Here is a 24,276-nt window from a genome sequence, read left to right as displayed (position 1 = left end):
GTCAGAGCACCCCCAGTTCCCGGCCGATCCGCGCCATCACCGCCACCGCCCGCACGAGGTCCCCGTCTTCGTGGGTCGCCATGATGGTGCAGCGGAGGCGGCAGGTGCCGGCGGGGACCGTAGGGGGCCTGATCCCCTGGGCGAAGATCCCCTCATCAAGGAGGCGCCCGGTGAACGTCATCGCCTTCTCCGCCTCCCCCACGAAGAGGGGGACGATCTGGGTCTCGCTCCCCATGGTGTCGAACCCCGCCTCCGTCGCCGCCTCGCGGAAGAACCCGGCGTTGCGGCCAAGGCGCCGGCGCAAGGTCTCCCCCTCGGGGGAATCGACAATGTCGATGGCCGCCAGCGATGCCGCCAGGGCCGCCGGGGGAAGCGACGTGGAAAAGATGAAGCTCCGGGCCCGGTTCACGAGGTATTCCACCAGCTCGCGGGAGGTGGCCACGTAGGCGCCGAAGCTCCCCAGGGCCTTGCCGAGGGTCCCCATCTGGAGGTCGATCTTCCCCGCCACCCCAAGCATCTCCCCGCTCCCCCGCCCCCCCGCCCCGAGGACCCCGGTGCCGTGGGCATCGTCCACCATGAGGAGGGCGCCGAACTCCCGCTTCAACGCCACCAGCTCCCGAAGGGGGGCCACGTCCCCGTCCATGCTGAAGACCCCGTCGGTAACGATGAGCCGGCGCCCCGTGGTCGGGTTCGCCTCCAGGAGGCGGCGAAGCGCCCTAACGTCATTGTGGGGGTAGCGGACGAACTTCGCGCGGGAGAGGAGGGCGCCGTCCACGATGCTCGCGTGGTTCAGCCGGTCGGAGAAGATCACGTCCCCCTTCCCCGCCAGGGCCGGGATGATCCCGCTGTTGGCCGCATACCCCGAGTTGAAGAGGAGCGCCGCCTCGGTCCCCTTGAAGCGGGCGAGCCGCTCCTCCAGAGCCTCGTGGAGCTCCATGGTCCCGGAGACGAGCCGCGAGGCGCCGCTCCCCGTCCCGAAACGCTCCACCGCCCGGACCGCCGCCTCCTTGAGGCGCGGATGGTCGGCAAGCCCCAGGTAGTTGTTGGAACAGAGAAGGAGCACCTCCCGCCCCTCCATCCACACCCGGCTCCCCTGGCTCCCGGCCACGGGGCGAAGCCGGCGATGGAGCCCCTGCCGGCGCAACTCTTCCAGTTCTTCAGCGATGCTTCTGGACACGCAATCCCCCTCGGAATGATTGACGCAGAAGCCCCCTTTGTAGCACACGGCCCGCCGCATCGTCAACTCAGGCACGCAGCATGGTTAACGATCGACTTCTTGACAAATCGGGCCCCATGGGGTAACGTGCCGCATATCACATCGTTAGCCAGTATCAGATAGACGACAATACTAAACCATCCGCAAGGGTGGGACGGAAAGCCTACAGGGTCTCACCGAGACAGCCGGGTCGCCGAAATATCAAACGATATTCTCAGCCCCGGCTTTTTTGCGTTGACCGATCGAAGCCGGGGAGAACAATCGAAAGGAGATGGCATGGGCAAGTTAAAAATTTTGGCAGCATTATTTGTCTGCCTGCTCTTGATGGCTTCCTTGGCAGGCTGCGGCGGAGGCGGCGGGGCGACAACGGCAACGGCACCGGATGCTCCGGCAGCAAATGCAGGGGGCGGAACACCCGCGATAAACAGTGGCGGGACTCCTCCGGCAGAGTCGACAGTGCCGACAGTGCCGACAGGGTCGGTCACGCTGGCGTGGGATGCTCCCACGGATGCTAACGGACGGCTCGCGGCAGTTTCCGGGTACAAGGTCTATTACGGCACAGCACCCGGCAACTACACCAACGCCGTCAAGGTAGAAGCAGCCACAACCTATACGGTCAGCGGCCTTGCTCCCGGGACCTACTACTTCAACGTCACAGACTATGATGCATCCGGAAACGAGAGCGGTTTTGCGAATGAGGTGAGTAAGACTATCCCGTGATGGGACAAATAGGCAAAAACCTAACCGGACAACGCTGGCCTGAAACAAAAGAGCGGCCAGAACATAATTCGGTCGCTCTTTTGCTTGAACGTTGCAGTTGGGCCGAACGCACGGTTCAGCGCGGAGGTCTTCAGCCGCCGCCGACGGAGCACGATGGTCCGGCCGACGCGCCGGAGCCTACCGTGCAGGCCGATATCCGCTTCCTGACCTCCCTCGACCCGCACTTCGGGCAGACGGTATCCGCCTCCCCCGCCCCCATCTTCTGCAGACGGGAGAAGTTCTCGCCACACGCTTCACACAAGTACTCATAAATCGGCATAGTCGGCACCTCCAGCAGAAATATCGGGTTAACGCACCGTTATCTCAGATATCAACATGAAAAAAGGGCTTGTAACCCCCCTTTTTCCTGTTCATGGATGTTTCGATGGCTAAGCAGCTTATCTCCATTCGTCTGTCCACTGGCGTTTAGCTTCATCTATCTTCACGAAAAGAGAGACGACCCTATTTCCTTCTTTCCGTGCGGCGTCCGTTCTGCAATAATCCGCGATTTTTTTCCCACGGGCGATGATCTCGCGAAACAATAACTCGTTTTGCTTACTCATCACTACTCGTCCATTTTCCCACTTCGATACTTGTGATTTATCACAATGCAGGTTGTCAGCAAAATCAGTGCCTGACCAGCCCAGCGATTTTCTCAAGAACACAATTTCCGCGGGTGTGAGTCGTTCTTCTTTCTTTACGAGTGCATGGGCTATGCAATCATGCAGAGCCTCCATCTTGGGTATTTTCGGCACCAGCGATCCGCACTCAGGACAACTCCTCACGGTGATCCCCGCAAGAATTACGTTATTCAGGCCGCCCATCCCTTTTCGGGAATGCGTTCGTCAGCGCTTCGCCAAAACCGCGCCACAGCGTCTATCCTCTCGAAAAACGACAGACGGCACCAGCCGTATGTAAAACAACTCGCCGACCAGTTCCACCAGTGTCTGAGTCACAATGACAGCAGGCACCACACTCCAGGCATCCGGCAAGGCCAGTGCAAGGGGAAGCACGACCAGTGAGTTGCGCGTCCCCGCGCTAAAAATCAACGCCCTCCCGGCCTGTGTGTCCAAGCGAAACGCGCACGCTGTCAGGCGGGCGAGGAGGGGCATGATCAACATGAAGGCCACGTAGATTGGTATGGCTCGGATCACTACCGAGAGGTACTGTTCGATTCTGCCGATTTGAGAGGCTACGACGAAAAGCAGAGTAAGCGCCATGAACGGCACGGGCAGCCATGCCGTTGCTTCAAGCCAGACTGCGCCGCTACGTCGGCGCTTGGCCCAGAACTCGGTTGCCAAAGCAAGCCCCAGAGGCAAGACGATGAGCACGAGAAATGCTTCCAGGAACGGGCCTGTGCTCATCACCCAGGCGGCTCGATCTCCCAAGAAAAGCCACAGATAAATGGGAAGTAAGAGCATCTGGACGAGAAGTAGCAACGGCGTAGAGGCAAGCACAAGCTGTGCGTTTCCACGCCCAAGGTGGGTAAAGACGATGACGTAGTCAATGCAGGGCGTAAGCAGAACGAGGTATACCCCGAGCAGCAAAGGCGGATGCTCCGGCAACAAGCGAGACAACAACCAAACAAGCAGTGGAACAACGATGAAATTCACGGTCAGCAAGGCTGCGGTAAATCGATGGTTCGCGAACGCTTCGCGTAGATAGAGAAACGGAATCTGCGAAAACATGCTGTAAAGTAAGATTGCAAGCACCGGTGAGATCAGGAATTCCAGGCTCGCGCCGAAAGCAGGACGCCACGACCCAAACGCCGTCCCGATAGCCAATGCCACGGCATATACCAAGATCTGCTTTTCTTCTAGTTGTTCTCTCGACACAGTGCTTCCTTAAGTTAAGACGCATAACGTCACAAGCCTGACCGGCTTGCCCCGTCTTGGCGCTAGTTGGCACTCTTACGTTCTGGATACTATTGGTGTGAATATATATAAAAAACAGCCAGTACAGCTATGGAAGCTGCCGAAACAGAGAACAAAGCATAGAATTTCTGGCTCCGTGTTACAGTCGCACGACTTACAATCAAGCCGCAACAAAACCACACAATCGGAGTAATGATATAATATGCTAACCCGAGGACAGCTAACCAATCAGGGTTCATTTCTGGACTGGATGGCATAAACCATAATGAAAGGGTAAAAGCCAAACCGATAAAGAGGCAGGTCGCAATGAAAATAAAACGTTTCATCACTTGACCTCCCAGAACAGAATCTGCCTAGACTCACTCAAATCTGAATAGACATGAGAAATGTGGCTAATACCGATACTGAAGCGAGCAAATGTTGTTAAGGCACCGCGTAGCCCAGATGCGGTAAGTCTGGAACCATTCCACAAATCAATATGGTCACCGCTTCTGTTTCCTTCAGACTCTCCATCGCGTTGCCAGTAGTCTTTAAAAAAGATGATGCCGGTACGTCCAGCAATCTTCTTTTCCCAGTCCTTTCCTGTGACTGTCTCAGGCTTTGGAGGTAGCCCGCAAAACGGACGTAACTTGAGCCAAGCGGCAAGTTCCTCTGCCGCAGCCGCAGTAATTTTACCATTTATTAGAATCCGGCTACTTCCTCTAAAAGATTTCATTTCTACGCCTGACTTGTGCATACGCTAACCTTAATGGCACACTGGTTTTCAAAACCTTTCGGCGGTTTGCCAGTTTTCTCGTCAATGTATGGCTTGGCATCTGGATAGTTTGCCCAAATGGTAAACATGTAGCGCGCCCGGTACCCTGGACACAAGATAAGAGTCACGCAGCCATTTTGAGTTGATACTCCTCGAATGCCTGTCGTGGGCTTCTGAAACCGAGTTTTTCGACCAGCCACTGCTGGTTGTAACGATCCATAAAGTCAGCTATTGCCGCCCGGACTTCTTCGATAGTGCGGTAATGGCGACCATAGATGACCTGCTCTTTGATGGTTCGATTGAACCGTTCCGTGACGCCGTTGGTCTGCGGCTCGGCAACAAACGCAAAGCTTGGGGCGATCCCCCAAAACTTGATCTGGTTCTGGAAATGTTCCGAGAGGTACTGGGTGCCGTGATCCATTCGCAGTGCCAGCCCTCTGGCCGCAGCGGCACCGACCGAGCCGAAGCGGGCCTTGATTCCCATGGAGAGCGGCTGGAGTGCGGCAAATCGGTCGCCATTCTTGGTCACATGCCAGCCGACGCATTCGGCATTCCAGTGCTCAACGGCGGTAAACAGCCAGCACCAGCCTTCTTCCAGGGTGAAGATCCTGGTGCCGTCCGTGCCCCACATGACGTTAGGGGCTGCTGTGATAATCTTGCCAGTGTGCTCCTTGGGTTGTCCCTGGACAACCCGGTGGGGGGAAAGCAGATTGTTCTCCCGCATGAGACGCAGGATCCGCTTACGGCCGACTTTGATCCCTTTGACGAACCGTAGGCGCCCCCAGACTTTGCGGTGCCCCTCGCCGATGAAGGTGGAGGTTTCCAGGTCAGTCCGGATAAGAGCAAGCACCTCGTCGTCGGTGAGCAATGTTTTCGGGCCACGCTTGTTCAGCACCGACGGGACTGCTTTTCTGGCGACTCGACCATAGAACGACGAGCGGGGCATTTCCCAGGCACAACAGACGCGCTGGACGCCGTAAGCTTTACCAGTGGCAGGGGAGATCGCAGCGCTCATCTCTTCGATCTCCTCGGGGCCAAAGGGTGGGCACGCCTCGCTTTCTCCCGGAGCAACTCGTTCTCCATAGTGATCTCCCCGATGCGCTTGAAGGCTGCATCGAGTTCTGCAACGAGCGGATCACCTTCGCGAGCCTTGAGGGCCGATTCAATCCCCTGGAGGGCCTTTTGATGCCATTCCTCCAAGCGATAGATCTCGATGCCCAACTCACGGGATAACGCATCGACCGATTCACCGCGCATTAACCGCAGGACAACTTCCTTCTTGCGGTTTGCACTCCAACGTTTGATTTCCGGTGCCGCTCCAGTCGAGCTACGCTCTCCTTCCGCTGCACCGGAGACATTTACATCCTTTGCCATTGACGACCTCCTTGAACGCGTACATTTACCTCATTTTCGTGTCCAAGAAAACCGGGGCCGCCATATCATTTTGGGTGAAAATACGTGGCAACCTGCCACCAGCATCAGTATATCCTGAAAATGTTTTGCCATTCTCGGCTTCTATAAAATAAGGGATTTCGGCAAGTGTCTGCCCGGAATTAGAGTCAACTGCCTGAACTTTTTCATCAAAGACTTTGCATCCACACTTATGCATCCCAGCCTTACCAAAATCTGAGTTCTCCCATCCCAGTCGCTCATAAATCTCGCAACCACATTGAGCATCACGAATGGCTGCACCCTTTACAAAGCCGCCTGTTTCGTAATTTGGGAAATCAAGGTTGTCGAAATCGTCTCCAAAAGCGACCTTAAATTTATTGATGAGATCAAAGCGAGTCTCGCATCGAATTGATCTCAATTTTGTCACCATATCTGTCAGCTCATCCAAAATACTTGCGCCGATCATGTACCACCTCCCTGTCTTTCTGTATAACAAATCATTGAGCGGTTAACGCGCGCACGCGCGTGAACGGGTGATCTACCCAAATGGAACATTTCTCCTGAAGAAAAATCCGGAATTGACCCATTTTCTTATTTTCCCTCCCCGCCTACTGCCCGGTTTATAGCACGTTTATCACTTGCAGGGAATTCTTATTGACCGTTTCCAATCAAACCTCAGGTTTGCGGGAGCTGGGGCATCGCCGGCAATAGGCCTGGATGCGGCTTGCGGCGGGTTAACCGGCCCGATGCGAGTCCCGCTTCCGGGCGGTGGCGTGCGGGTTCGCAAATTAAAGAATTGCATCCATTTTCCGCGGTGATATAAACGAAGAGGCAACCGGCCATCTCTGACGGAGCCATGCATGCCATGAAAAAACGGATCATCCTCGCCATCGCCGGTCTCATCGTGGTCATCGCCGTGCTCGGCACCATCAAGGCGCTGCAGATTGGCGCCATGGTCGACCAGGGGAAGAAGTTCGTTCCGCCACCCGAGACCGTTTCCACCGCCGTGGTCAGGGCCGAATCGTGGGAGACGGCCCTCACCTCGGTCGGGACGCTTACCGCCGTGCAGGGGGTGACCGTGGCGGCCGAGCTGCCGGGGAAGGTGGTGCAGATCGCCTTCGAGGCAGGGGCTGCGACGGCAAAGGGGAATCTCCTGATCCGCCAGGACACGAGCTCGGAGGAGGCCCAGCTCCCCGGGGCGCTGGCGCAGGCGAAGCTCGCCCGCATCAACCTGCAGCGTAACGATCAGCTCCTGAAAGACGGGGTCATCTCCCAGGCCGATCACGACCAGGCCGTGGCCACCTTCCGCCAGGGGGAGTCCCAGGTGGAGACCATCCGGGCGTCAATCGCCAAGAAGACGATCCGCGCCCCCTTCGCGGGCCGGCTCGGGATCCGGCAGGTGAACCTCGGCCAGATACTGAAGGAGGGGGATCCCATCGTGACGCTTCAGGCCCTGGACCCGATCTACGTCGACTTCACCCTCCCCCAGCAGCAGCTTCCCCAGCTCCACAAGGGGCTCGCGGCGCGGGTGACCACCGATGCGCTGCCGGGCGAGACCATCGAGGGTCGGATCACCGCCATCAATCCCCAGGTGGACGCCGAGACCCGTAACATCAAGGTCCAGGCGACGGTGGGAAACCGCGCCGAGAAACTCCGCCCCGGGATGTTCGTCAACGTGGCGGTGGGGCTGCCGGTACGGCAGCAGGTGCTCGCCATTCCGGCCACGGCGGTCCTCTATGCCCCGTACAGCGATTCGGTCTTCGTGGTGGAGAATGCAAAGGAGGGAAAGGGGAAGGTGCTTCGCCAGCAGTTCGTGCGCCTGGGGACCAAGCGCGGCGACTTCGTCGCCGTCACCGGCGGGCTGAAGGAGGGGGAGGCCGTGGTGAGCACCGGGGTCTTCAAGCTGCGCAACGGCCAGGCGGTGGTGGTGGACAACCGGCTCAACCCTCCATTCCAGCAGGCGCCCCGGCCGGAGAACAACTGAGACGCCATGAAGATCACCGACCTCTTCATACGCCGTCCCGTGCTCGCCCTGGTGGTCAACCTGATCGTCGTCATCGCCGGGCTCCAGGCGATCCGCACCCTGAACGTGCGTCAGTACCCCCGCAGCGAGAACGCGGCGGTGACCGTCTCCACCGTCTACACCGGGGCCAGCGCCGACCTGGTGCGGGGCTTCATAACCACCCCCCTGGAGCGGGCCATCGCCGCCGCCGACGGGATCGAGTACATGGAGTCCCAGAGCACCCTGGGGCTCTCCACCATCACTATCCGCCTGAAGCTGAACTATGACGGGACTAAGGCCCTGGCGGAGATCAGCTCCAAGGTGGATCAGGTGCGCCGCGACCTCCCCCCCGAAGCCGAGGTGCCGGTGATCAACATCGAGTCGGCCGACAGTCGGTTCGCCTCCGCCTACCTCAGTTTCTCCTCCGACATCCTGAAGCAGAACGAGATCACCGACTACCTCGTGCGGGTGGTCCAGCCGCGGCTCTCGGCGATCCCGGGGGTGCAGCGGGCCGACATCCTCGGCGCCCGCACCTTCGCCATGCGGATCTGGCTGAAGCCGGAGCGGATGGCAGCCCTGAACGTCACCCCCACTCAGGTGCGCCAAGCCCTGGCGGCCAACAACTTCCTGGCGGCACTGGGACGGAGCAAGGGGGCCCTCATCCAGGTGAACCTCACCGCCGACACCAACCTGCACACGGTGGAGGAGTTCAAGCGGCTGGTGGTGCGGGAGGAAAACGGCACTCTGGTGCGGCTCTCGGACGTGGCGGACGTGGTGCTGGGGGCCGAGGATTACGACTCCGAGGTCCGCTTCTCGGGGCAGACCGCCGTCTTCATGGGGATCTGGCCCCTCCCCAACGCCAACTCCCTGGATGTCATCAAGCGGGTCAGGGCCGAGATGGCGGCGATCCGGAAGGACCTCCCCACGGGGCTCTCGGCCCGCGTCGCCTACGATGCCACCAGCTACATCGACAACGCCATCCGCGAGGTGCTGAAGACCCTGGGCGATACGCTCATGATCGTCGTGGTGGTGATCTTCCTTTTCCTCGGCTCCTTCCGCTCGGTCTTCGTCCCGGTGGTGGCTATTCCCGTGTCGCTCATCGGCGCGGTCTTCCTGATGCAGGCCTTCGGCTTCACCGTGAACCTCCTGACGCTCCTGGCCGTCGTCCTCTCGGTCGGTCTCGTGGTGGACGACGCCATCGTGGTGGTGGAGAACGTGGAGCGTCACCTGGGGGAGGGGAAATCCCCTCAGGAGGCGGCGTTCATCGGCGCCCGGGAGCTGGTGGGGCCGATCATCGCCATGACCATTACCCTGGCGGCGGTCTACCTCCCCATCGGCCTCCAGGGGGGGCTCACCGGCTCCCTCTTCCGGGAGTTCGCCTTCACCCTGGCCGGCGCGGTGACCATTTCGGGGGTCGTGGCCCTGACGCTCTCGCCGGTCATGTCGGCGAAACTCCTGAAGCCGGGGAGCGAAGAGCACGGCCTGGCGGGACGCATCGCCCGCGGCTTCAGCCGCCTGAAGGCCGCCTACGACCGCCGGCTCGACAAGACCCTGGCCGCCCGTCCGGCGGTCTACACCGTCTGGATCGTGGTGAGCCTGCTGACCGTGCCGATGTTCATCATGTCGGCCAAGGAGCTGGCGCCGACGGAGGACCAGGGGGTCATCTTCGGCATCCTCGACGCCTCGGCCGATTCCACCCTCGACCAGACGAGCCGCTATGCGGCCGCGGCCAACAGGGTCTTCCTGGGGATACCGGAGACCGACTTCACCTTCCAGATCACCTTCCCCAGCTCGGGGTTCGGCGGGATGGTCACCAAGCCGTGGGACGAGCGGAAGCGGACCGTCTTCCAGATCATGCCCGAGGTGCAGCGAAAGCTCGCGGCGATCCCCGGCATCCAGATGTTCCCGGTGACGCCGCCGGCCCTTCCCGGCGGGGGACAGTTCCCGGTGGAGTTCATCCTCGCCTCCACGGCCGAGACCGGGGAGATCCTCCGGTTCGCCGACAGGCTCAAGCAGAAGGCGATGCAGAGCGGGATGTTCGCCTTCCCGCCGATTATTGACGTGAAGATCGACCAGCCGGAATCCCGGTTCGTCATCGACCGGGACAAGGTGGCGGCCCTGGGGCTGAGCCTCGAACAGGTGGGGGGCGATATCGGCGGGATGGTGGGGGGAGATTACGTCAACCGTTTCGACATCTCGGGACGAAGCTACAAGGTGATTCCCCAGATCGAGCGGGTCGGCCGCCTCAACCCGGAGCAGCTCAAGTCGGTCTACGTCACCGGCCCCGGTGGCCAGCTCATCCCCCTCTCCACCGTCGCCACCCTCCGGGAGACGGTGGTTCCCCGCTCCCTCAACCGCTGCCAGCAGGTGGACGCCGTGAAGCTGAGCGGCGTCGCCATGCGCCCCCTGGACGAGGCGCTTCGCTTCCTGGAGGGGGAGGCGGCAAAGATCCTCCCGAAGGGGTACGTCCTCGACTACACCGGCGAGTCGCGGCAGCTGCGCACCGAGGGGAACAAGTTCCTCCCCGCCTTCGGCCTCGCCGTGGTCCTGATCTTCCTGGTGCTGGCGGCCCAGTTCAACAGCTTCCGCGACCCCTTCGTCATCCTGGCCGGCTCGGTGCCGCTGGCGATGTTCGGCGCGCTCCTCTTCACCTTCCTCAAGATGCCCGACCCCAACGTCCCGTTCTGGACCAAGGGGTGGACCACTACCCTCAACATCTACTCCCAGGTGGGGCTCGTGACCCTGGTGGGGCTGGTCTCCAAGAACGGCATCCTGATCGTCGAGTTCGCCAACAAGCTGCAGCTCCAGGGGCTGTCAAAGCTGGACGCCGTGCGCCAGGCGGCCATGACGCGCCTGCGGCCGATCCTCATGACCAGCGCCGCCACCATCGCCGGCCACTTCCCCCTGACGCTCGTCACCGGCGCCGGGGCAGCGGCCCGGAACTCCATCGGCCTGGTGCTGGTGGGGGGGATGTTCGTCGGCACCCTCTTCACCCTCTTCGTCGTCCCCTCCATCTACATGCTGGTGGCAAAGGACCACGGCCGGGACCGGGAGCGCTCTGTCCCCGTGAATCCGTGAGGCCGGGGAACCCGCCTTCGCTCCGTCGGGCTCCCCGGCCCACGTATTCAGGTTTCCGTCAGGCTTTCGGCCAGCTCGCGGTAGACCGCTTCCATGACCCCGTACTGCTGCCAGTGACCGGCGAGCTTTCGGGCGCATTCCGCCATCCCCACGAGGCCAGCCGCCGTGCCGCAGGCGACCAGGACGGAGAGCTCACCGCTGGCGGCCATGACGATCCCGGCCACGAAGAGGCTCAGGCTCGACAGGAAGAGGGCCGTCTCCATGTGCCGCAAGGGGGACTGGAGCATCCGCCCCAGCCGGGCGTAGGCCCGGGCATGGGAGCGCAGGCGCCGCAGGTACTCCTCCAGCTCTGCGCCGTTAAACCGGGCGCAGGCCCTTACCTGAAGGCGGCGCAGGGCGTGCCGGCTGGATGAGGTGAGGCGCTCGCGGTAGTAGTGTTCAAGTTCCGCGTCGATTATGATAGTGTCCATGGTCGTCTCCTTACTTCACCTTCCCTTACCTTTTTGTATCGACACGGACACCGTTTTGTCGAGAAAATCTTGTAAAACGCCATTCTGACTCCCTCCGGGCACCGGACGGAGATTCCCGTGGCACCATCACGATGGCGGGAGGAAAACACCATGACCGCACCGTTCAAGAACTATTTTTCCGCCGGCTCCGACGCCTACCGGACCTTCCGTCCGGGGTATCCGCCGGAGCTCTTCTCCTGGCTGGCGGGGCTTGCGCCGCGGCGCGAGGCGGCGCTGGACTGCGGCTGCGGCACCGGCCAGGCGTCGGTGGCCCTGGCGGAGCACTTTGCAAAGGTTTACGCCGCCGACCCGAGCGCGGCCCAGATCGAAAACGCCCTCCCCCATCCCCGGGTCGAGTACCGGGTGGCACCGGCGGAGGCGACCGGCCTGCCGGACCGCTGCGTCGACCTGGTGATCGCCGCCCAGGCGCTCCACTGGTTCGACTTCGACCGCTTCTACCCGGAGGTGATGCGGGTGGCGCGGGAGGGGGCCGTCTTCGCCGCCTTCACCTACGGGCTCCTCACCATCGACGGGGAGATCGACCGGGTGATCGGCCGCTTCTACCACGACACCATCGGCCCCTGCTGGCCCCCGGAGCGGGCCCACGTGGACGCCGGCTACCGGACGATCCCTTTCCCCTTCCCGGAGATTGAAGCCCCCGCCTTCGCCATGACGGCGGAGTGGGAACCGGCGCACCTCCTGGGATACCTGGAAACCTGGTCGGCGGTGAAAGAGTACCGGCGGATCGTCGGAAGCGATCCCCTGGCCCTCGTCGCCGACGAGCTTTCCGCCGCCTGGGGGGACCCGACGCGGGTGCGCCGCGTCTCGTGGCCGCTGGTCCTGCGGGTCGGGACCATCCACCCGGAGCATCGTCCATGATCCGTCGGCTCACCTTCGTCCTTCTCCTGACGATCCTCGCCGCCCTTCCCGCCGACGCCACCTCGCTGGAGCGGGGGATTCTCGACGAACTGAATGCGGCGCGCACCGATCCCCGCGCCTACGCCGGGTACCTGGCAGAGTACCGCTCCCACTTCAGGGGGAGCTACTATCTCCTCCCCGGGAGCCGGACCCGGATCGTCACCCGCGAGGGGACAAGGGGGGTGGACGAGGCGATCCGCTTTCTCCGGCGCCAGAGGCCCCTCCCCCCCCTCAGCTGGTCCGACGGGCTCGCCCGCGCAGCGGCGGAACTCGTGCGGGAGCAGGAAGCAAGCGGCTCTACGGGTCACGGCAGCGGCGACGCAGGGATGCGGAAACGGATCGACCGGCAGGGGGAGTGGAAGCGGACCATCGGCGAGAATGTGAGCTACGGCCCCGACGACCCTCGCACCGTGGTGATACAGCTGATCATCGACGACGGGGTGCCGGGCCGCGGTCACCGGAAAAACATCTACTCCCCCGCCTTCGGCGTAGCCGGCGTCGCCTGCGCCCCCCACCCCGTCTACGGCACCGCCTGCGCCATCGACTTTGCCGGCGGGTTCAAGGAAGAGTGAGGTTGAACGGGCAGGGAATGTTTTTCTCCACGGCAACCGTTGCAATCGGCCCGGCTGCCGCTAGAATTGCCTGTAAGTTAGAGTTGTTCCCGGAAGATGCGATAAAAGAGTGGCGGATGCGGGCGCTTGCCGCGAACGGCCGGCGGCGGGCGCCACGGAGGGAGCAGGCCATGAACAAAGGGATCGTCATCTTTTCCCACGGCAAGGAAAGCAGCCCGGGCGGAGCCAAGATTACCGCCCTGTCCGATGTGGCCCGGGAGCGGGGCTTTGCGACCGAGAGTCTCGATTTCACCGACCTTCCCAACCCGGACGGCCGGGTGCAGCGTTTCGTGGATCGCTACGCCCATGAAAAAAGGCCGATAGTCCTGGTCGGCTCCAGCATGGGGGGGTACGTGGCCACCGTCGCCTCCAGCACCGTGCAACCGGTGGGGCTTTTCCTGATGGCACCCGCCTTCTACCTACCCGGCTACGCGGTCCAGTCCCCGGCCCCCGTCGCCCAGAAGACCGTCATCGTCCATGGCTGGAACGACGACGTGATCCCGGCGGAGCACTCGATCCGGTTTGCCGGCCAGCACCGGGCCGAGCTCTTCCTGGTGGACGGCGACCACTTCCTCGCCGGCCAGCTCCCCTTCCTGGTCGAACTCTTCGGGCTGTTCCTCGACCGTCTGAACGACTCCCCCCGTTACTCCCTGGGGGTCGTCCGCGCCCTGCACCGCGGCCACCGGGCCGTTGTGTGACCCCGCCGCCCTTTCGGGGGGCAACGCCATGGGGCGCCCCGCCTAACGGGCAAGCATCTTCTCCACCTCCCGGTCCATGGACCATTTCCCGCCACCGACCTCTTTGATCCGGTTCTTATCCATTGGTAACGGTAATCACATGGCGCCCCGTTGGCAACGACGAAGGAGCAGTCACTTGATTATCGTCAGGGGCCATTTAGAATTGTTTAATTGCAGAGAAGAACGGAGGTTATCCCCATGACCATTCGCGAGCGGATCGAGGCGATATTCCCCACGCCGGAGCAGCTTGCCGGCCGAAACCGCCCGGAGCCGGTGGAGGTGCGGGAGTACCTGGTAAACGGGGAACTCCTCCGGTGGGAGGGGCCGACCCAGGAGGTCTTCTCCCCGGTCTGCGCCATGAAGCCCGACGGCCCCGAGCGGGTCAAGATCGGCAGTTTCCCCCTCATGGCCGAGGCCGACGCCCTCTCGGCGCTGGAGGCGGCGGCGGCCGCCTACGACAACGGGCGGGGGAAGTGGCCCACCATGACGGTGGCCGGCAGGATCGCCCACGTACAGCACTTCGCCGCCCTGATGAAGGAGCGGCGCGAGGAGGTGGTGCGGCTCCTGATGTGGGAGATTGGCAAGACCGCCGCCGACGCCGGCAAGGAGTTCGACCGGACGGTGACCTACATCGCCGACACCGTCGACGCCCTGAAGGAGCTCGACCGGGTCTCCTCCCGCTTCGTCATCGAGCAGGGGATCATCGGCCAGATCCGCCGCGCCCCCCTCGGGGTCGCCCTCTGCATGGGGCCCTACAACTACCCCCTCAACGAGACCTTCACCACCCTCATCCCGGCCCTCATCATGGGGAACACGGTGCTGCTCAAGCCGCCGCGCCACGGGGTGCTCCTCTTCGCCCCACTGCTGCGGGCCTTCCGCGACTCTTTCCCGCCGGGGGTAGTGAACACCCTCTTCGGCTCGGGGCGGACCATCACCCCTCCGCTCATGCGGACGGGACGGGTCGACATCCTCGCCTTCATCGGGACGAGCGGCGCCGCCAACGCCCTTAACAAGGAGCACCCGAAGCCCCATCGGCTCCGGTCGGTGCTGGGGCTGGAGGCCAAGAACCCCGCCATCGTCCTCCCCGACGCCGACCTGAACGTGGCGGTGGAGGAGTGCCTCGCCGGAAGCCTCACCTTCAACGGCCAGCGCTGTACCGCCATCAAGATCATCTTCGTCCACGAATCGGTGGCGGACCACTTCCTCGCCCTCTTCTCCCGGACCCTCGCCACCATCGGCATCGGCCTCCCCTGGGACCACGCGGTGATGCTCACCCCCCTCCCCGAACCGGGGAAGACGGTCTACCTCGCGGGGCTGGTCGACGACGCCCTGCGCCACGGCGCCCGGGTCATGAACGAAGAGGGGGGGACCGTCACCGGCACCTACTTCCACCCCGCCCTCGTCTATCCCGTCACGCCGCGAATGCGCCTCTACACCGAGGAGCAGTTCGGCCCGGTGGTGCCGGTGGTCCCGTTCACCGATACGGCGGAGCCGATCCGCTATATCGAGGAGTCGGACTACGGTCAGCAGGTGAGCATCTTCGGCCGCGACCCGCAGCTTCTGGCGACCCTCATCGACCCGCTGGTGAACCAGGTCTCCCGGGTCAACATCAACAGCCAGTGCCAGCGGGGCCCCGACGTCTTCCCCTTCACCGGCCGGAAGGATTCGGCCGTGGGGACCCTCTCGGTCTCCGACGCCCTGCGGGCCTTCTCGATCCGGACCCTGGTGGCGGCCAAGGAGAGCGAGCCCAACAAGGGGATCATCTCCGACATCGTGCGGGAGCACCGCTCCAACTTCCTCTCCACCGACTTCATTCTCTGACCCGGACGGAGGATCAGCAGACGATGCCGGAAGAATCACCACTACAGCAACAGACGGAAGAGCTGGCCATGATCATCGACAGGGTCGCCGCCATCCTCGGAAGGGCAAGGGATGCCTTCTTCCGCCGGAAAGCCTTGCCGGGCGAGGATTTCGGAAAGGAGCTGCACGACCTGATCGAGGAGATCGCCTTTACGGCGGTGCGGGAAGACGAGCGGGTGATCGGAATGCCGGTCAGGAGCAGGGGGAGGACCTTCCGCTACCAGAGCATCCTCACCCACCTGCACATGGTGATCGCGACGATCGTCAGCCTGGTGGAAGAGCTGCACGAGCAGACCGGGGAGGGGACTTCGCTCTGCGAAAAGGCGGTCGAGGAGACGGATCTCCTACTCGCGCAGCAGGAGATGATCCTCTGCACCCTCGGGGAGGCGGTCAGAAGCGGTCATGGGGGCCATCTTCACGCCGTCTGCCGGGGGTGCCGGGAATTGCTCCGTATTTGCCGGAAGTCGGCCACCGCCCACGAACGGCGCGCTGCGGGAGGGCTCTGCCTCCCCGGCGAAGCCATGCTCTTCCTGACGATTCTCGACCGGATGCGCTCGCTTGTTCACCACGAGGAGGAGACCGTCAGGCTCCTGGTCCGCTGGAAGGGAACGGGACGGGCCCCTGCGGGCATCGGCTGAGATCGGTGCCGGCCCCGGCGCCTTTACATCGCGCCATCTTCACCTATACTTTTCCCGACAACGCCATTTGCGGGAGTCCCTTCGTGCGTGACGCCATCGAAAAACTGGGCGCCGTCACCCTCTTCGTCGTCCGCGAGATGGGGCGGATGCTGATCTTCATCCTCTACTCCCTTTACATCATCGTCCGCGATCCGGGGAAGCCGATCCACATCTTCAAGCAGGTCCATTTCATCGGCGCCAAATCCCTCTTCGTCATCTTTCTCACCGCCGCCTTCACCGGCATGGTCCTGGGGCTCCAGGGGTACTACACCCTGGCCAAGTTCGGCTCCGAAGGGCTCCTCGGCTCGGCCGTGGCTCTCTCCCTCATCCGGGAGCTGGGACCGGTCCTCTCGGCCCTCATGGTGACCGGCCGGGCGGGAAGCGCCATTACCGCCGAGATCGGGATCAAGAAGATCACCGAGCAGATCGACGCCCTCAAGACCATGGCGCTGGAGCCGTTCAAGTACCTCGTCTCCCCCAAGGTGCTGGGGGCGCTGGTGGCGCTGCCGCTTCTCTGCGCCATCTTCGACGTGGTCGGGATCTACGGCGGCTACCTCGTGGGGGTGAAGCTCCTGGGGGTGAACAAAGGGGCCTACTTCTACCAGATGGAGAAGAGCGTCGAATGGAAGGACGTCTGGTCCGGGATCGTCAAGTCGGTCTCCTTCGGCGCCATCATCTCCTGGGTCTGCTGCTACAAGGGGTATTACGCCGGTCACGGCGCCGAGGGGGTCTCCCGGGCCACCACCGAGGCGGTGGTGATGGCGTCGGTGCTGGTGCTGGTGTGGGATTATTTCCTGACCTCGGTGATGCTCTGACGGGGGCTCGGGACTGGGAGCCCGGGGCTCGGATCCACTTATGATCAAACTCGTTGAGGTGGAAAAGTCGTTCGGCAGCCAGGTGGTTCTCGACCGGCTCTCGGTGGAGATCCCGCCCGGGAAGATCACCGCGGTGATCGGCCCCTCGGGGGAGGGGAAGAGCGTGCTGCTCAAGCATATGATCGGCCTGCTGCAGCCCGACGCGGGAAAGGTCTACGTCGAGGGGGAGGACATCACCGTCATGCGGCGGAGGGAACTGAACCGGGTGCGGGAGCGGTTCGGGATGCTCTTCCAGAACGCCGCCCTCTTCGACTCCATGAGCGTCTTCGAGAACGTCGCCTTTCCGCTGGAGGAGAAGACCCGGCTCTCCAGCTACGAGATCCGCGACAAGGTCCACGAGGCGCTGGAGCATGTGGGGCTCAGGGGGGTGGATGACAAATTCCCCGACGAGCTCTCCGGCGGGATGAAGAAGCGGGTGGGGCTTGCCCGGGCGCTGCTCCTCAACCCGCGGATCATCCTCTTCGACGAGCCGACCACCGGCCTCGACCCGATCATCTGCCGCGCCATCCACCAGTTGATCAAGGATACCCACAGCCGGTTCGGCTTCACGGCGGTGATCGTCTCCCACGAGATCCCGGAGATCTTCGACATCTCGGACTACGTGGCGATGCTCTACCGCGGCAGGATCATCGAGATGGGGACCCCGGAGGAGATCCAGCGCTCCGAACACCCGGTGGTGAAGCAGTTCATCAGCGGCAGCCTGGAAGGACCGATCCACTTCGTGTGAGGCCGTTTTCTTCCGAAGCTGCCGGGAAACATAAGCTTCCAAAGGTAATCATGATACAGGTGCAGCCATGAAAAGAATCACCCTTGAACTGATCGTCGGGCTCTTCGTCCTCGCCGGCCTCCTCTGCCTCTCCTGGCTCTCCATCAAGCTCGGCAAGATGGAGCTCGTGGGGGGGGATTACTACGAGGTGAGTGCCGAGTTCGACTCCATTTCCGGGCTCAAGGACGGAGCGTCCGTGGAGCTGGCGGGGGTGGAAGTGGGGCGGGTCGACCGGATCGATCTCGACCAGAAGACCGACCGGGCCCGGGTCCACCTGAAGATCCGGGTGGGGGTCAAGCTCCAGGACGACACCATCGCCTCGGTCCGCACCCGGGGGATCATCGGCGACAAGTTCATCAATCTCTCCCCGGGGGGGTCCGACAAGATCATCGCCAACAACGGCACGATTCTCGACACCGAGTCGTCCGTGGACCTGGAGGAGTTGCTCAGCAAATACATCCATGGAAAGGTTGACTGACGGAGGGAGACCATGAAGATGAAAGCATTATCGGCACTTGTCTGCGGCATGCTCCTTCTCGGCGCCACGGCCGGTCGTGCCGCCGGGACCGACGGGGGAAAGCGCGTCCTCGACCTCAACGACTGCATCAGGAATGCCCTCACCGTCGCCCCGGAACTGGGGGAATCCCAGGCGGACATCGATCTGGCCGCATCGAAGCTGGCTGAGGCGAAGGCGCACCGTTATCCCCAGGTCGATTTTCTCGGGCTCATCGGTCCCGTCCCCCAGGCGCGGGGAAACCAGGTTTCCTCTCCCGACAGCATCAACCAGACGGACCGGCTCACCTGGTTCACCCGGGGTGACGCGACCCTGGTGCAGCCCCTCTACACCTTCGGCAAGATCAGCGAGAGCATGAAGGCCGCAAGCCACGGGATCGAGGTGGACCGGGCGAAGAAGGAACAGCGGCGCAACGAGGTGACGCTGCAGGTGAAGGAGTACTACTACGGCCTCCTCCTCGCCCGGGAGCTGAAAGAGGTGGTGCTGGAGGTGCAGGAGGACCTGGACAAGGCGAGGAAGAAGGCCCGGGAATACCTCGACAAGGGTTCCCCCAACGTGGACGACCTGGATATCTACAAGCTGGACGCCTTTTCCGGGGAGGTCGCCAAGTACCTGGAAGAGGCGCGGAAAGGGGAAGAGCTCGCCCTTGCGGCGCTGCGCACCCGGATCGGGCTCCCCCCCGACGCGCCGTTCGACATAGCGACCGGGCGGCTCACCCCCGACGAGACGGTGACGGCTCCCCTGCCGACATACCTCGATGCGTCCCGGACCCAGCGCCCCGAGTACCGGCAGGTCAGGGAAGGGCTCCTGGCACGCCAGGCGCTCGTGGAGGCGGCAAAGGCGGCCTACTGGCCCGACTTCTTCCTCGGCGGCTACCTCTCCGCGGCCTATGCCGAGAAACGGGACCGGGTCAGCAACCCCTGGGTCCCCGACCAGTTCAACCACCTCTGGGGTGGGGTGGCCCTGGGGCTCAAATGGAAGCTCGACTTCGGGATCACCGGGGCCAAGGTGGCGGCGGAGCAGGCCCGGTACGACCGGCTCCTGAGCACCAGGACCTATGCGGAGACCAATATCCCCCTCCAGATCAGGAAGGCGTACCTCGAACTGCAGGAGGCGGAGAAGAGCATCACGGCGACGCGGGATGCCTACACCAACGCCAAGAAATGGGTCGTCGCCGCCCTGGCCAACTTCGATTTCGGCATCGGTCCCGCAAAGGAGATCTTCGACGGCCTGGAGAACTACGCCAAGATGCGCGGCGACTACTTCCGCTCCATCTACAACCAGAAGATGTCCCGGGCGAACCTGGATTATGCCATCGGCGCCTCGCCGCTCGAACAGAGATAGGGGGGATACCATGTCCATGAAATGGTTGCTGCTGCCGCTCCTCTTCCTCGGTTTCACCATCGGCACCCCTGCCTTCGGCCAGGGTTCGCCCACGGAGGTCGTAAAAAAGACCGTCGACGAGGTGATCCGGATCGTCTCCGACAAGGAGCTGAAGAAGCCCCAGAACGAACAGAAGCGCCGCCGGGAGCTCAAGCAGGCGATCGGCGCCATCTTCGACTACGGCGAGATGACCCAGCGTTCCCTGGCCCGCCACTGGCGGCAGCGGAGCCCCGCCGAGAAGAAGGAGTTCACGGAGCTCTTCGAGACGCTGCTGGAGAACTCCTATGCCGGCAAGATCGAATCGTACAACCAGGAAAAGGTGGTCTACGGCAGGGAGATCGTCCAGGGGAACAACGCCGAGGTCCGCTCCACGGTCGTCACCCCCAAGCGCGACGAATACTCCCTCGACTACCGGCTCATGAAAAAGGGGGAGAAGTGGATGGTCTACGACGTGGTGATCGAAGGGGTGAGCCTCGTCGCCAACTACCGGACCCAGTTCAACAAGATCATCATGAGCGAGGGGTACCCCGCCCTGGTGAAAAAGCTGCGGACCAAGAGCGAGGAGATCAAGGCGCCGTAGCGGATACCGCTTCCCTTCGAACGCCTTGCATTAATATTCCCGTTGGGCTAGAGTGTGACTGTTGCAATTTCGCCACAGTCACGGACCCCCAATGGAACACGACCAGCACCAGCAGGCACCGCTCGTCCCACCCCCGGAACGGGAACTGAAGAAGCGGCGGCGGGAGGGGATCATCGTAGTCCTCTCGCTCCTGCTCATCATCGCCCTGACCTGGGGCGAGATGCACCTCTCCTCGCTCAGCTCCGACGCGCCGATGGGGAGCAACATCCTCATCTTCGGCATCAGCAACGTCATCATCCTCCTGATCATCCTCCTCATCTATCTCGTCTTCCGCAACGTGGCCAAGATGCTGATGGAGCGGCGGGGGGCGGCCATCGGGCGAACGCTCCAGACAAAGCTCGTCATCGCCTTCATGGGGCTGTCGCTCGTGCCGACCATGCTCCTCTTCTTCGTCTCGGCCTCCTACGTCAACATGAGCATCCGCAACTGGTTCAACGACCAGATCGAGAGCTCCCTCGCCGAATCGCTGGAGGTGGCCCAGACCTACTACAGGAACTCCGCCACCAACGCCCTCTACTACGGCCGGCAGATCAGCGCCATCGTCCACGACCGACGGCTCCTGAACGAGGAGAACCTGCCGACCCTAAGGGAGCTGGTCCGCCAGAAGCAGAAGGAGTACAACCTCGGGATCGTGGAGGTCTACTCGGCCCAGAACGAGGAGCTGGTCCGGGCGGCCAACCCGGGGATTCCCGGCGGGGAGTTCACGACCCCTTCGTCGGAGGATATCAAGGCGGGGCTCAACGGCAGGGAGCTCACCCGGGTCAACACCATCGGCAAGGCCGACCTGATCCGCGGCATCGTCCCGATCTACTCCACCTGGAAGGCCGACGAGGTGGTGGGGGCCGTGGTGGTGAACTACTACGTCCCTTACTCCCTGGTGGAGAAGATGCGGGAGATCACCGGCTCTTACCAGGAGTTTCGCCAGCTCAAGCTCCTGAAGAACCCGATCCGCACCGGCTACATCCTGGCGCTCTTTCTCGTGACGGTGGTGATCGTCTTCCTGGCGGTCTGGTTCGGCCTCCACCTCGCCAACAGCCTCACCACGCCGATCAAGGAGCTGGCGGAGGCGACGCGGCAGGTGGCCGAAGGGAACCTGGAGGTGCAGCTCGGCCAGCGGACGAACGACGAGATCGGGATGCTGGTTGCCGCCTTCAACAAGATGACCGAGGACCTGCGCCTCAACCAGGCGGCCCTCCACCAGACCAACGAGGAGCTGCTCAAAAGCAACCAGGAGCTGGACGAGCGGCGCCGCTACATGGAGATCGTGCTCCGCAACGTCACCGCCGGGGTGATCTCGGTGGACCGGGGAGGTATCCTCACCACGGTCAACAAGTCGGCGGAGCGGCTCCTGCAGATCGACACGGAGCAGGTGCTGGGGCACAATTTCCGCGAGGTCCTCAAGGCGGAGCAGCTCGACATCCTGAAAGGGCTCCTGCGCGACATGGTCATGGCCAAGCAGGACACCATCAGCCGGCAGATCACCGTCCCGGTCCACGACACGAAGGCGACGCTCCTCTTTAACCTGACGCTGCTGCGGGACGAGAGCGGGGAATTCCTCGGGACGGTGGTGGTCTTCGACGACCTGACCCAGCTCATCAAGGCCCAGCGGATGGCGGCCTGGCGCGAGGTGGCCCGCCGCATCGCCCACGAGATCAAGAACCCCCTCACCCCGATCCAGCTCTCGGCTCAGCGGCTGCGCCGGCGCTACCTCCCCCGCTTCGGCGAGGAGGACACGGTCTTCGACGAATGCACCGCCATGATCGTCAAGTCGGTGGACGAGCTGAAGACGCTGGTGGACGAGTTCTCCTCCTTTGCCCGGATGCCGGCGGCGACCCCCTCCCCCAATGACGTCAACGGGATCATCCGGGAGGCGATCGCCCTCTACCGGCAGGGGCACCGCGCCATCTCCTTCGATTTCCGCGAGGAGGAGCGGCTCCCCCCCCTTCTCCTCGACCGGGACCAGATCAAGCGGGTCTTCATCAACCTTCTCGACAACGCCGTGGCGGCCATCGACGGCGAGGGGCGGATCGAGATCGAGAGCAGGTACAACCCGGAACTGAAGATGGCGACAATCACCGTGGCCGATACGGGACACGGCATCCCCCCCGAGGACAAGCCGCGGCTCTTCGAACCGTACTTCTCCACCAAGAAGACCGGGACCGGCCTCGGACTCGCCATCGTCAATACGATCATCGCCGACCATCACGGTTACATCCGGGTCCGGGACCACGAGCCCCGGGGGACGAAGTTCGTCATCGAGCTGCCGGTGACGGCGTAACTCAACAATTCACACCGAGGTTTTCCCATGAACGAAACCATACTCGTAGTCGACGACGAGCAGGACATACGCACGGCGCTGGCCGGCATTCTGGAGGACGAGGGGTATCGGACCTCCTTTGCGAAGGACGGGGTCGAGGCCCTGGAGAAGGCGAGGAAGGAGCGCCCCGACCTGGTCCTCCTCGACATCTGGATGCCGCGACTCGACGGGCTGGAGGCCCTCCAGAAGTTGCGGGAGCTCCACCCCTCCCTCACGGTGGTGATGATGTCGGGCCACGGCACCATCGAGACCGCGGTCAGGTCGACCAAGCTCGGTGCCTATGACTTCATCGAGAAGCCCCTCTCCCTGGAGAAGGTCCTGGTCACCGTCCGCAACGGCCTCGACACCCGGCGCCTGCGGGAGGAGAACGACACCCTGCGCGCCCTCGCCTTCAAGGGGCACGAGATGATCGGGGAGACGCCGGTCATGCGGCAGCTCCAGGAGCAGATCCGGCTCGTGGCCCCCACGGGAGCGTCGGTCCTGATCACCGGCGAAAACGGCACCGGCAAGGAACTGGTGGCCCGCGCCATCCACCATGCGAGCCCCCGCCGCGACCGCCCCTTCGTGGAGATCAACTGCGCCGCCATTCCGGAGGAGCTGATCGAAAGCGAGCTCTTCGGCCACGAAAAGGGGGCGTTTACCGGCGCCATCGCCCAGAAGAAGGGGAAGTTCGACCTGGCCAACGGCGGCACCATCTTCCTGGACGAGATCGGCGACATGTCGCTCAAGACCCAGGCGAAGGTCCTCCGCATCCTCCAGGAGCGGAAGTTCGAGCGGGTCGGGGGGGCGAAGACCATGGAGGTGGATGTGCGGGTGATCGCCGCCACCAACAAGGATCTGCCGGAGGAGATCCGGACCGGCAACTTCCGCGAAGACCTCTTCTACCGCCTCAACGTGGTCCCCTTCCACGTCGCGCCGCTGCGGGAACGGGCCGACGACATCCCGCTCCTGGTGGAGCACTTCCTCGACCTCTTCGCCCGCCGGGAGGGGCAGGAGCGCCGGACCATGCTCCCGGAGACGGTGGAGGCGCTCAAGCGCTACGACTGGCCCGGTAACGTGCGGGAGCTGCGCAACATCGTGGAACGGCTCGTCATCATGACCACCGGGCGGGTGATCACGCCGGGGCACCTGCCGGAGTCCGTCGCCGCCTCCCCCCACCACGGTGCGGCGGGACGCCCCGGCGGCGCCATGGAGACCTCGTCGCTGCGGGAGGCGCGGGAAGGGTTCGAGAAGGAGTTCATCATCCAGAAGCTGGAGGAGCACGGCTGGAACATCTCCAGGACCGCCGAGGCGATCGAGCTGGAGCGGAGCAACCTCTACCGGAAGATGAAGAGCTACGGCATCGACATGAAGAAGTAAGCCTGAATACGTGAGGCCAGGGAGCCTGACGGATT

25 protein-coding genes and 1 riboswitch are annotated in these 24,276 nt (G+C 62.9%); of the genes, 15 read left to right on the top strand and 10 right to left on the bottom strand.

The window, feature by feature from the left end; all coding sequences use genetic code 11:
* Nucleotide 1 precedes the first annotated feature (1 nt).
* Nucleotides 2-1,177, bottom strand: coding sequence for an 8-amino-7-oxononanoate synthase (gene bioF / locus M6689_RS00405; RefSeq protein ID WP_298266545.1), 1,176 nt, complete (start codon nt 1,175-1,177; stop codon nt 2-4).
* Between the two features lie 160 nt (nt 1,178-1,337).
* Nucleotides 1,338-1,414, top strand: a riboswitch (cyclic di-GMP riboswitch).
* 78 nt (nt 1,415-1,492) lie between these two features.
* On the opposite strand from bioF, the gene M6689_RS00400 reads away from it, so the two are divergent.
* Nucleotides 1,493-1,936 (top strand): fibronectin type III domain-containing protein, encoded by a 444-nt coding sequence (locus M6689_RS00400; RefSeq protein WP_298266543.1) that lies wholly within the window; start codon nt 1,493-1,495, stop codon nt 1,934-1,936.
* 130 nt (nt 1,937-2,066) lie between these two features.
* On the opposite strand, the gene M6689_RS00395 is transcribed toward M6689_RS00400, so the two are convergent.
* The 8 genes from M6689_RS00395 to M6689_RS00360 form a co-directional block, all read right to left on the bottom strand.
* Nucleotides 2,067-2,255, bottom strand: a complete 189-nt coding sequence (locus M6689_RS00395) for a zinc ribbon domain-containing protein (RefSeq protein WP_298266541.1) — start codon at nt 2,253-2,255, stop codon at nt 2,067-2,069.
* 118 nt (nt 2,256-2,373) lie between these two features.
* Entirely contained in the window at nt 2,374-2,799 is a 426-nt protein-coding gene (locus M6689_RS00390; RefSeq protein ID WP_298266539.1) for a type II TA system antitoxin MqsA family protein, read from the bottom strand.
* A 21-nt stretch (nt 2,800-2,820) separates the two neighbouring features.
* Entirely contained in the window at nt 2,821-3,810 is a 990-nt protein-coding gene (locus M6689_RS00385; RefSeq protein WP_298266537.1) for a hypothetical protein, read from the bottom strand.
* 89 nt (nt 3,811-3,899) lie between these two features.
* Entirely contained in the window at nt 3,900-4,175 is a 276-nt protein-coding gene (locus M6689_RS00380; protein ID WP_298266535.1) for a hypothetical protein, read from the bottom strand.
* Nucleotides 4,175-4,585: a T6SS effector amidase Tae4 family protein gene (locus tag M6689_RS00375; RefSeq protein WP_298266533.1), complete on the bottom strand. Its 411-nt coding sequence runs from the start codon at nt 4,583-4,585 to the stop codon at nt 4,175-4,177. The genes M6689_RS00380 and M6689_RS00375 overlap by 1 nt, the downstream gene beginning before the upstream one ends.
* Before the next feature lie 142 nt (nt 4,586-4,727).
* A complete protein-coding gene (locus tag M6689_RS00370; protein ID WP_298266531.1) occupies nt 4,728-5,618 on the bottom strand; it encodes a DDE-type integrase/transposase/recombinase in 891 nt (296 codons plus the stop codon).
* On the bottom strand, nt 5,615-5,977 hold the full coding sequence (locus M6689_RS00365; protein ID WP_298266529.1) for an IS3 family transposase: 363 nt from the start codon (nt 5,975-5,977) through the stop codon (nt 5,615-5,617). Before M6689_RS00365 ends, M6689_RS00370 begins: the two co-directional genes overlap by 4 nt.
* A gap of 25 nt (nt 5,978-6,002) precedes the next feature.
* Nucleotides 6,003-6,461, bottom strand: coding sequence for a hypothetical protein (locus M6689_RS00360; protein WP_298266527.1), 459 nt, complete (start codon nt 6,459-6,461; stop codon nt 6,003-6,005).
* Nucleotides 6,462-6,860: 399 nt separating this feature from the next.
* Here M6689_RS00360 and M6689_RS00355 point away from each other — a divergent pair, with 399 nt between their 5' ends.
* Entirely contained in the window at nt 6,861-7,979 is a 1,119-nt protein-coding gene (locus M6689_RS00355; RefSeq protein ID WP_298266524.1) for an efflux RND transporter periplasmic adaptor subunit, read from the top strand.
* 6 nt (nt 7,980-7,985) lie between these two features.
* On the top strand, nt 7,986-11,075 hold the full coding sequence (locus tag M6689_RS00350) for an efflux RND transporter permease subunit (protein WP_298266522.1): 3,090 nt from the start codon (nt 7,986-7,988) through the stop codon (nt 11,073-11,075).
* Nucleotides 11,076-11,122: 47 nt separating this feature from the next.
* Here M6689_RS00350 and M6689_RS00345 read toward each other — a convergent pair whose 3' ends face one another.
* The gene (locus M6689_RS00345) at nt 11,123-11,545 is read right to left on the bottom strand and encodes a GSU0071 family protein (protein WP_298266520.1); all 423 of its coding nucleotides are present in this window, start codon (nt 11,543-11,545) and stop codon (nt 11,123-11,125) included.
* 150 nt (nt 11,546-11,695) lie between these two features.
* On the opposite strand from M6689_RS00345, the gene M6689_RS00340 reads away from it, so the two are divergent.
* The 12 genes from M6689_RS00340 (at nt 11,696) to M6689_RS00285 (ending at nt 24,241) form a co-directional block, all read left to right on the top strand.
* The gene (locus tag M6689_RS00340; RefSeq protein ID WP_366949708.1) at nt 11,696-12,463 is read left to right on the top strand and encodes a class I SAM-dependent methyltransferase; all 768 of its coding nucleotides are present in this window, start codon (nt 11,696-11,698) and stop codon (nt 12,461-12,463) included.
* Nucleotides 12,460-13,074 (top strand): CAP domain-containing protein, encoded by a 615-nt coding sequence (locus tag M6689_RS00335; RefSeq protein WP_298266516.1) that lies wholly within the window; start codon nt 12,460-12,462, stop codon nt 13,072-13,074. The genes M6689_RS00340 and M6689_RS00335 overlap by 4 nt, the downstream gene beginning before the upstream one ends.
* Nucleotides 13,075-13,244: 170 nt before the next feature.
* Complete coding sequence (locus M6689_RS00330) at nt 13,245-13,811, top strand: YqiA/YcfP family alpha/beta fold hydrolase (RefSeq protein ID WP_298266514.1); 567 nt, start codon at nt 13,245-13,247, stop codon at nt 13,809-13,811.
* A gap of 237 nt (nt 13,812-14,048) precedes the next feature.
* Nucleotides 14,049-15,671 (top strand): NADP-dependent glyceraldehyde-3-phosphate dehydrogenase, encoded by a 1,623-nt coding sequence (locus tag M6689_RS00325; protein WP_298266512.1) that lies wholly within the window; start codon nt 14,049-14,051, stop codon nt 15,669-15,671.
* A gap of 23 nt (nt 15,672-15,694) precedes the next feature.
* On the top strand, nt 15,695-16,348 hold the full coding sequence (locus tag M6689_RS00320; protein ID WP_298266510.1) for a hypothetical protein: 654 nt from the start codon (nt 15,695-15,697) through the stop codon (nt 16,346-16,348).
* 137 nt (nt 16,349-16,485) lie between these two features.
* On the top strand, nt 16,486-17,202 hold the full coding sequence (locus tag M6689_RS00315) for an ABC transporter permease (protein ID WP_366949707.1): 717 nt from the start codon (nt 16,486-16,488) through the stop codon (nt 17,200-17,202).
* A 40-nt stretch (nt 17,203-17,242) separates the two neighbouring features.
* Nucleotides 17,243-17,989, top strand: a complete 747-nt coding sequence (locus tag M6689_RS00310) for an ABC transporter ATP-binding protein (RefSeq protein ID WP_298266507.1) — start codon at nt 17,243-17,245, stop codon at nt 17,987-17,989.
* Nucleotides 17,990-18,056: 67 nt separating this feature from the next.
* Nucleotides 18,057-18,506, top strand: a complete 450-nt coding sequence (gene mlaD / locus M6689_RS00305) for an outer membrane lipid asymmetry maintenance protein MlaD (RefSeq protein WP_298266505.1) — start codon at nt 18,057-18,059, stop codon at nt 18,504-18,506.
* A gap of 12 nt (nt 18,507-18,518) precedes the next feature.
* Nucleotides 18,519-19,886 (top strand): TolC family protein, encoded by a 1,368-nt coding sequence (locus M6689_RS00300; RefSeq protein WP_298266503.1) that lies wholly within the window; start codon nt 18,519-18,521, stop codon nt 19,884-19,886.
* Nucleotides 19,887-19,902: 16 nt separating this feature from the next.
* A complete protein-coding gene (locus tag M6689_RS00295; protein ID WP_366949706.1) occupies nt 19,903-20,505 on the top strand; it encodes an ABC transporter substrate-binding protein in 603 nt (200 codons plus the stop codon).
* Between the two features lie 91 nt (nt 20,506-20,596).
* On the top strand, nt 20,597-22,843 hold the full coding sequence (locus tag M6689_RS00290) for an ATP-binding protein (protein ID WP_298266499.1): 2,247 nt from the start codon (nt 20,597-20,599) through the stop codon (nt 22,841-22,843).
* 27 nt (nt 22,844-22,870) lie between these two features.
* Nucleotides 22,871-24,241 (top strand): sigma-54 dependent transcriptional regulator, encoded by a 1,371-nt coding sequence (locus M6689_RS00285; protein WP_298266497.1) that lies wholly within the window; start codon nt 22,871-22,873, stop codon nt 24,239-24,241.
* The last annotated feature ends 35 nt before the right edge of the window (nt 24,242-24,276 follow it).

Origin of the sequence: Geobacter sp. (genome assembly GCF_027327745.1) — a bacterium.
Taxonomy (GTDB): domain Bacteria; phylum Desulfobacterota; class Desulfuromonadia; order Geobacterales; family Geobacteraceae; genus Geobacter.
Note: the sequence above shows the minus strand (reverse complement) of the source record. Positions and strands in the feature narration are given on the sequence as shown.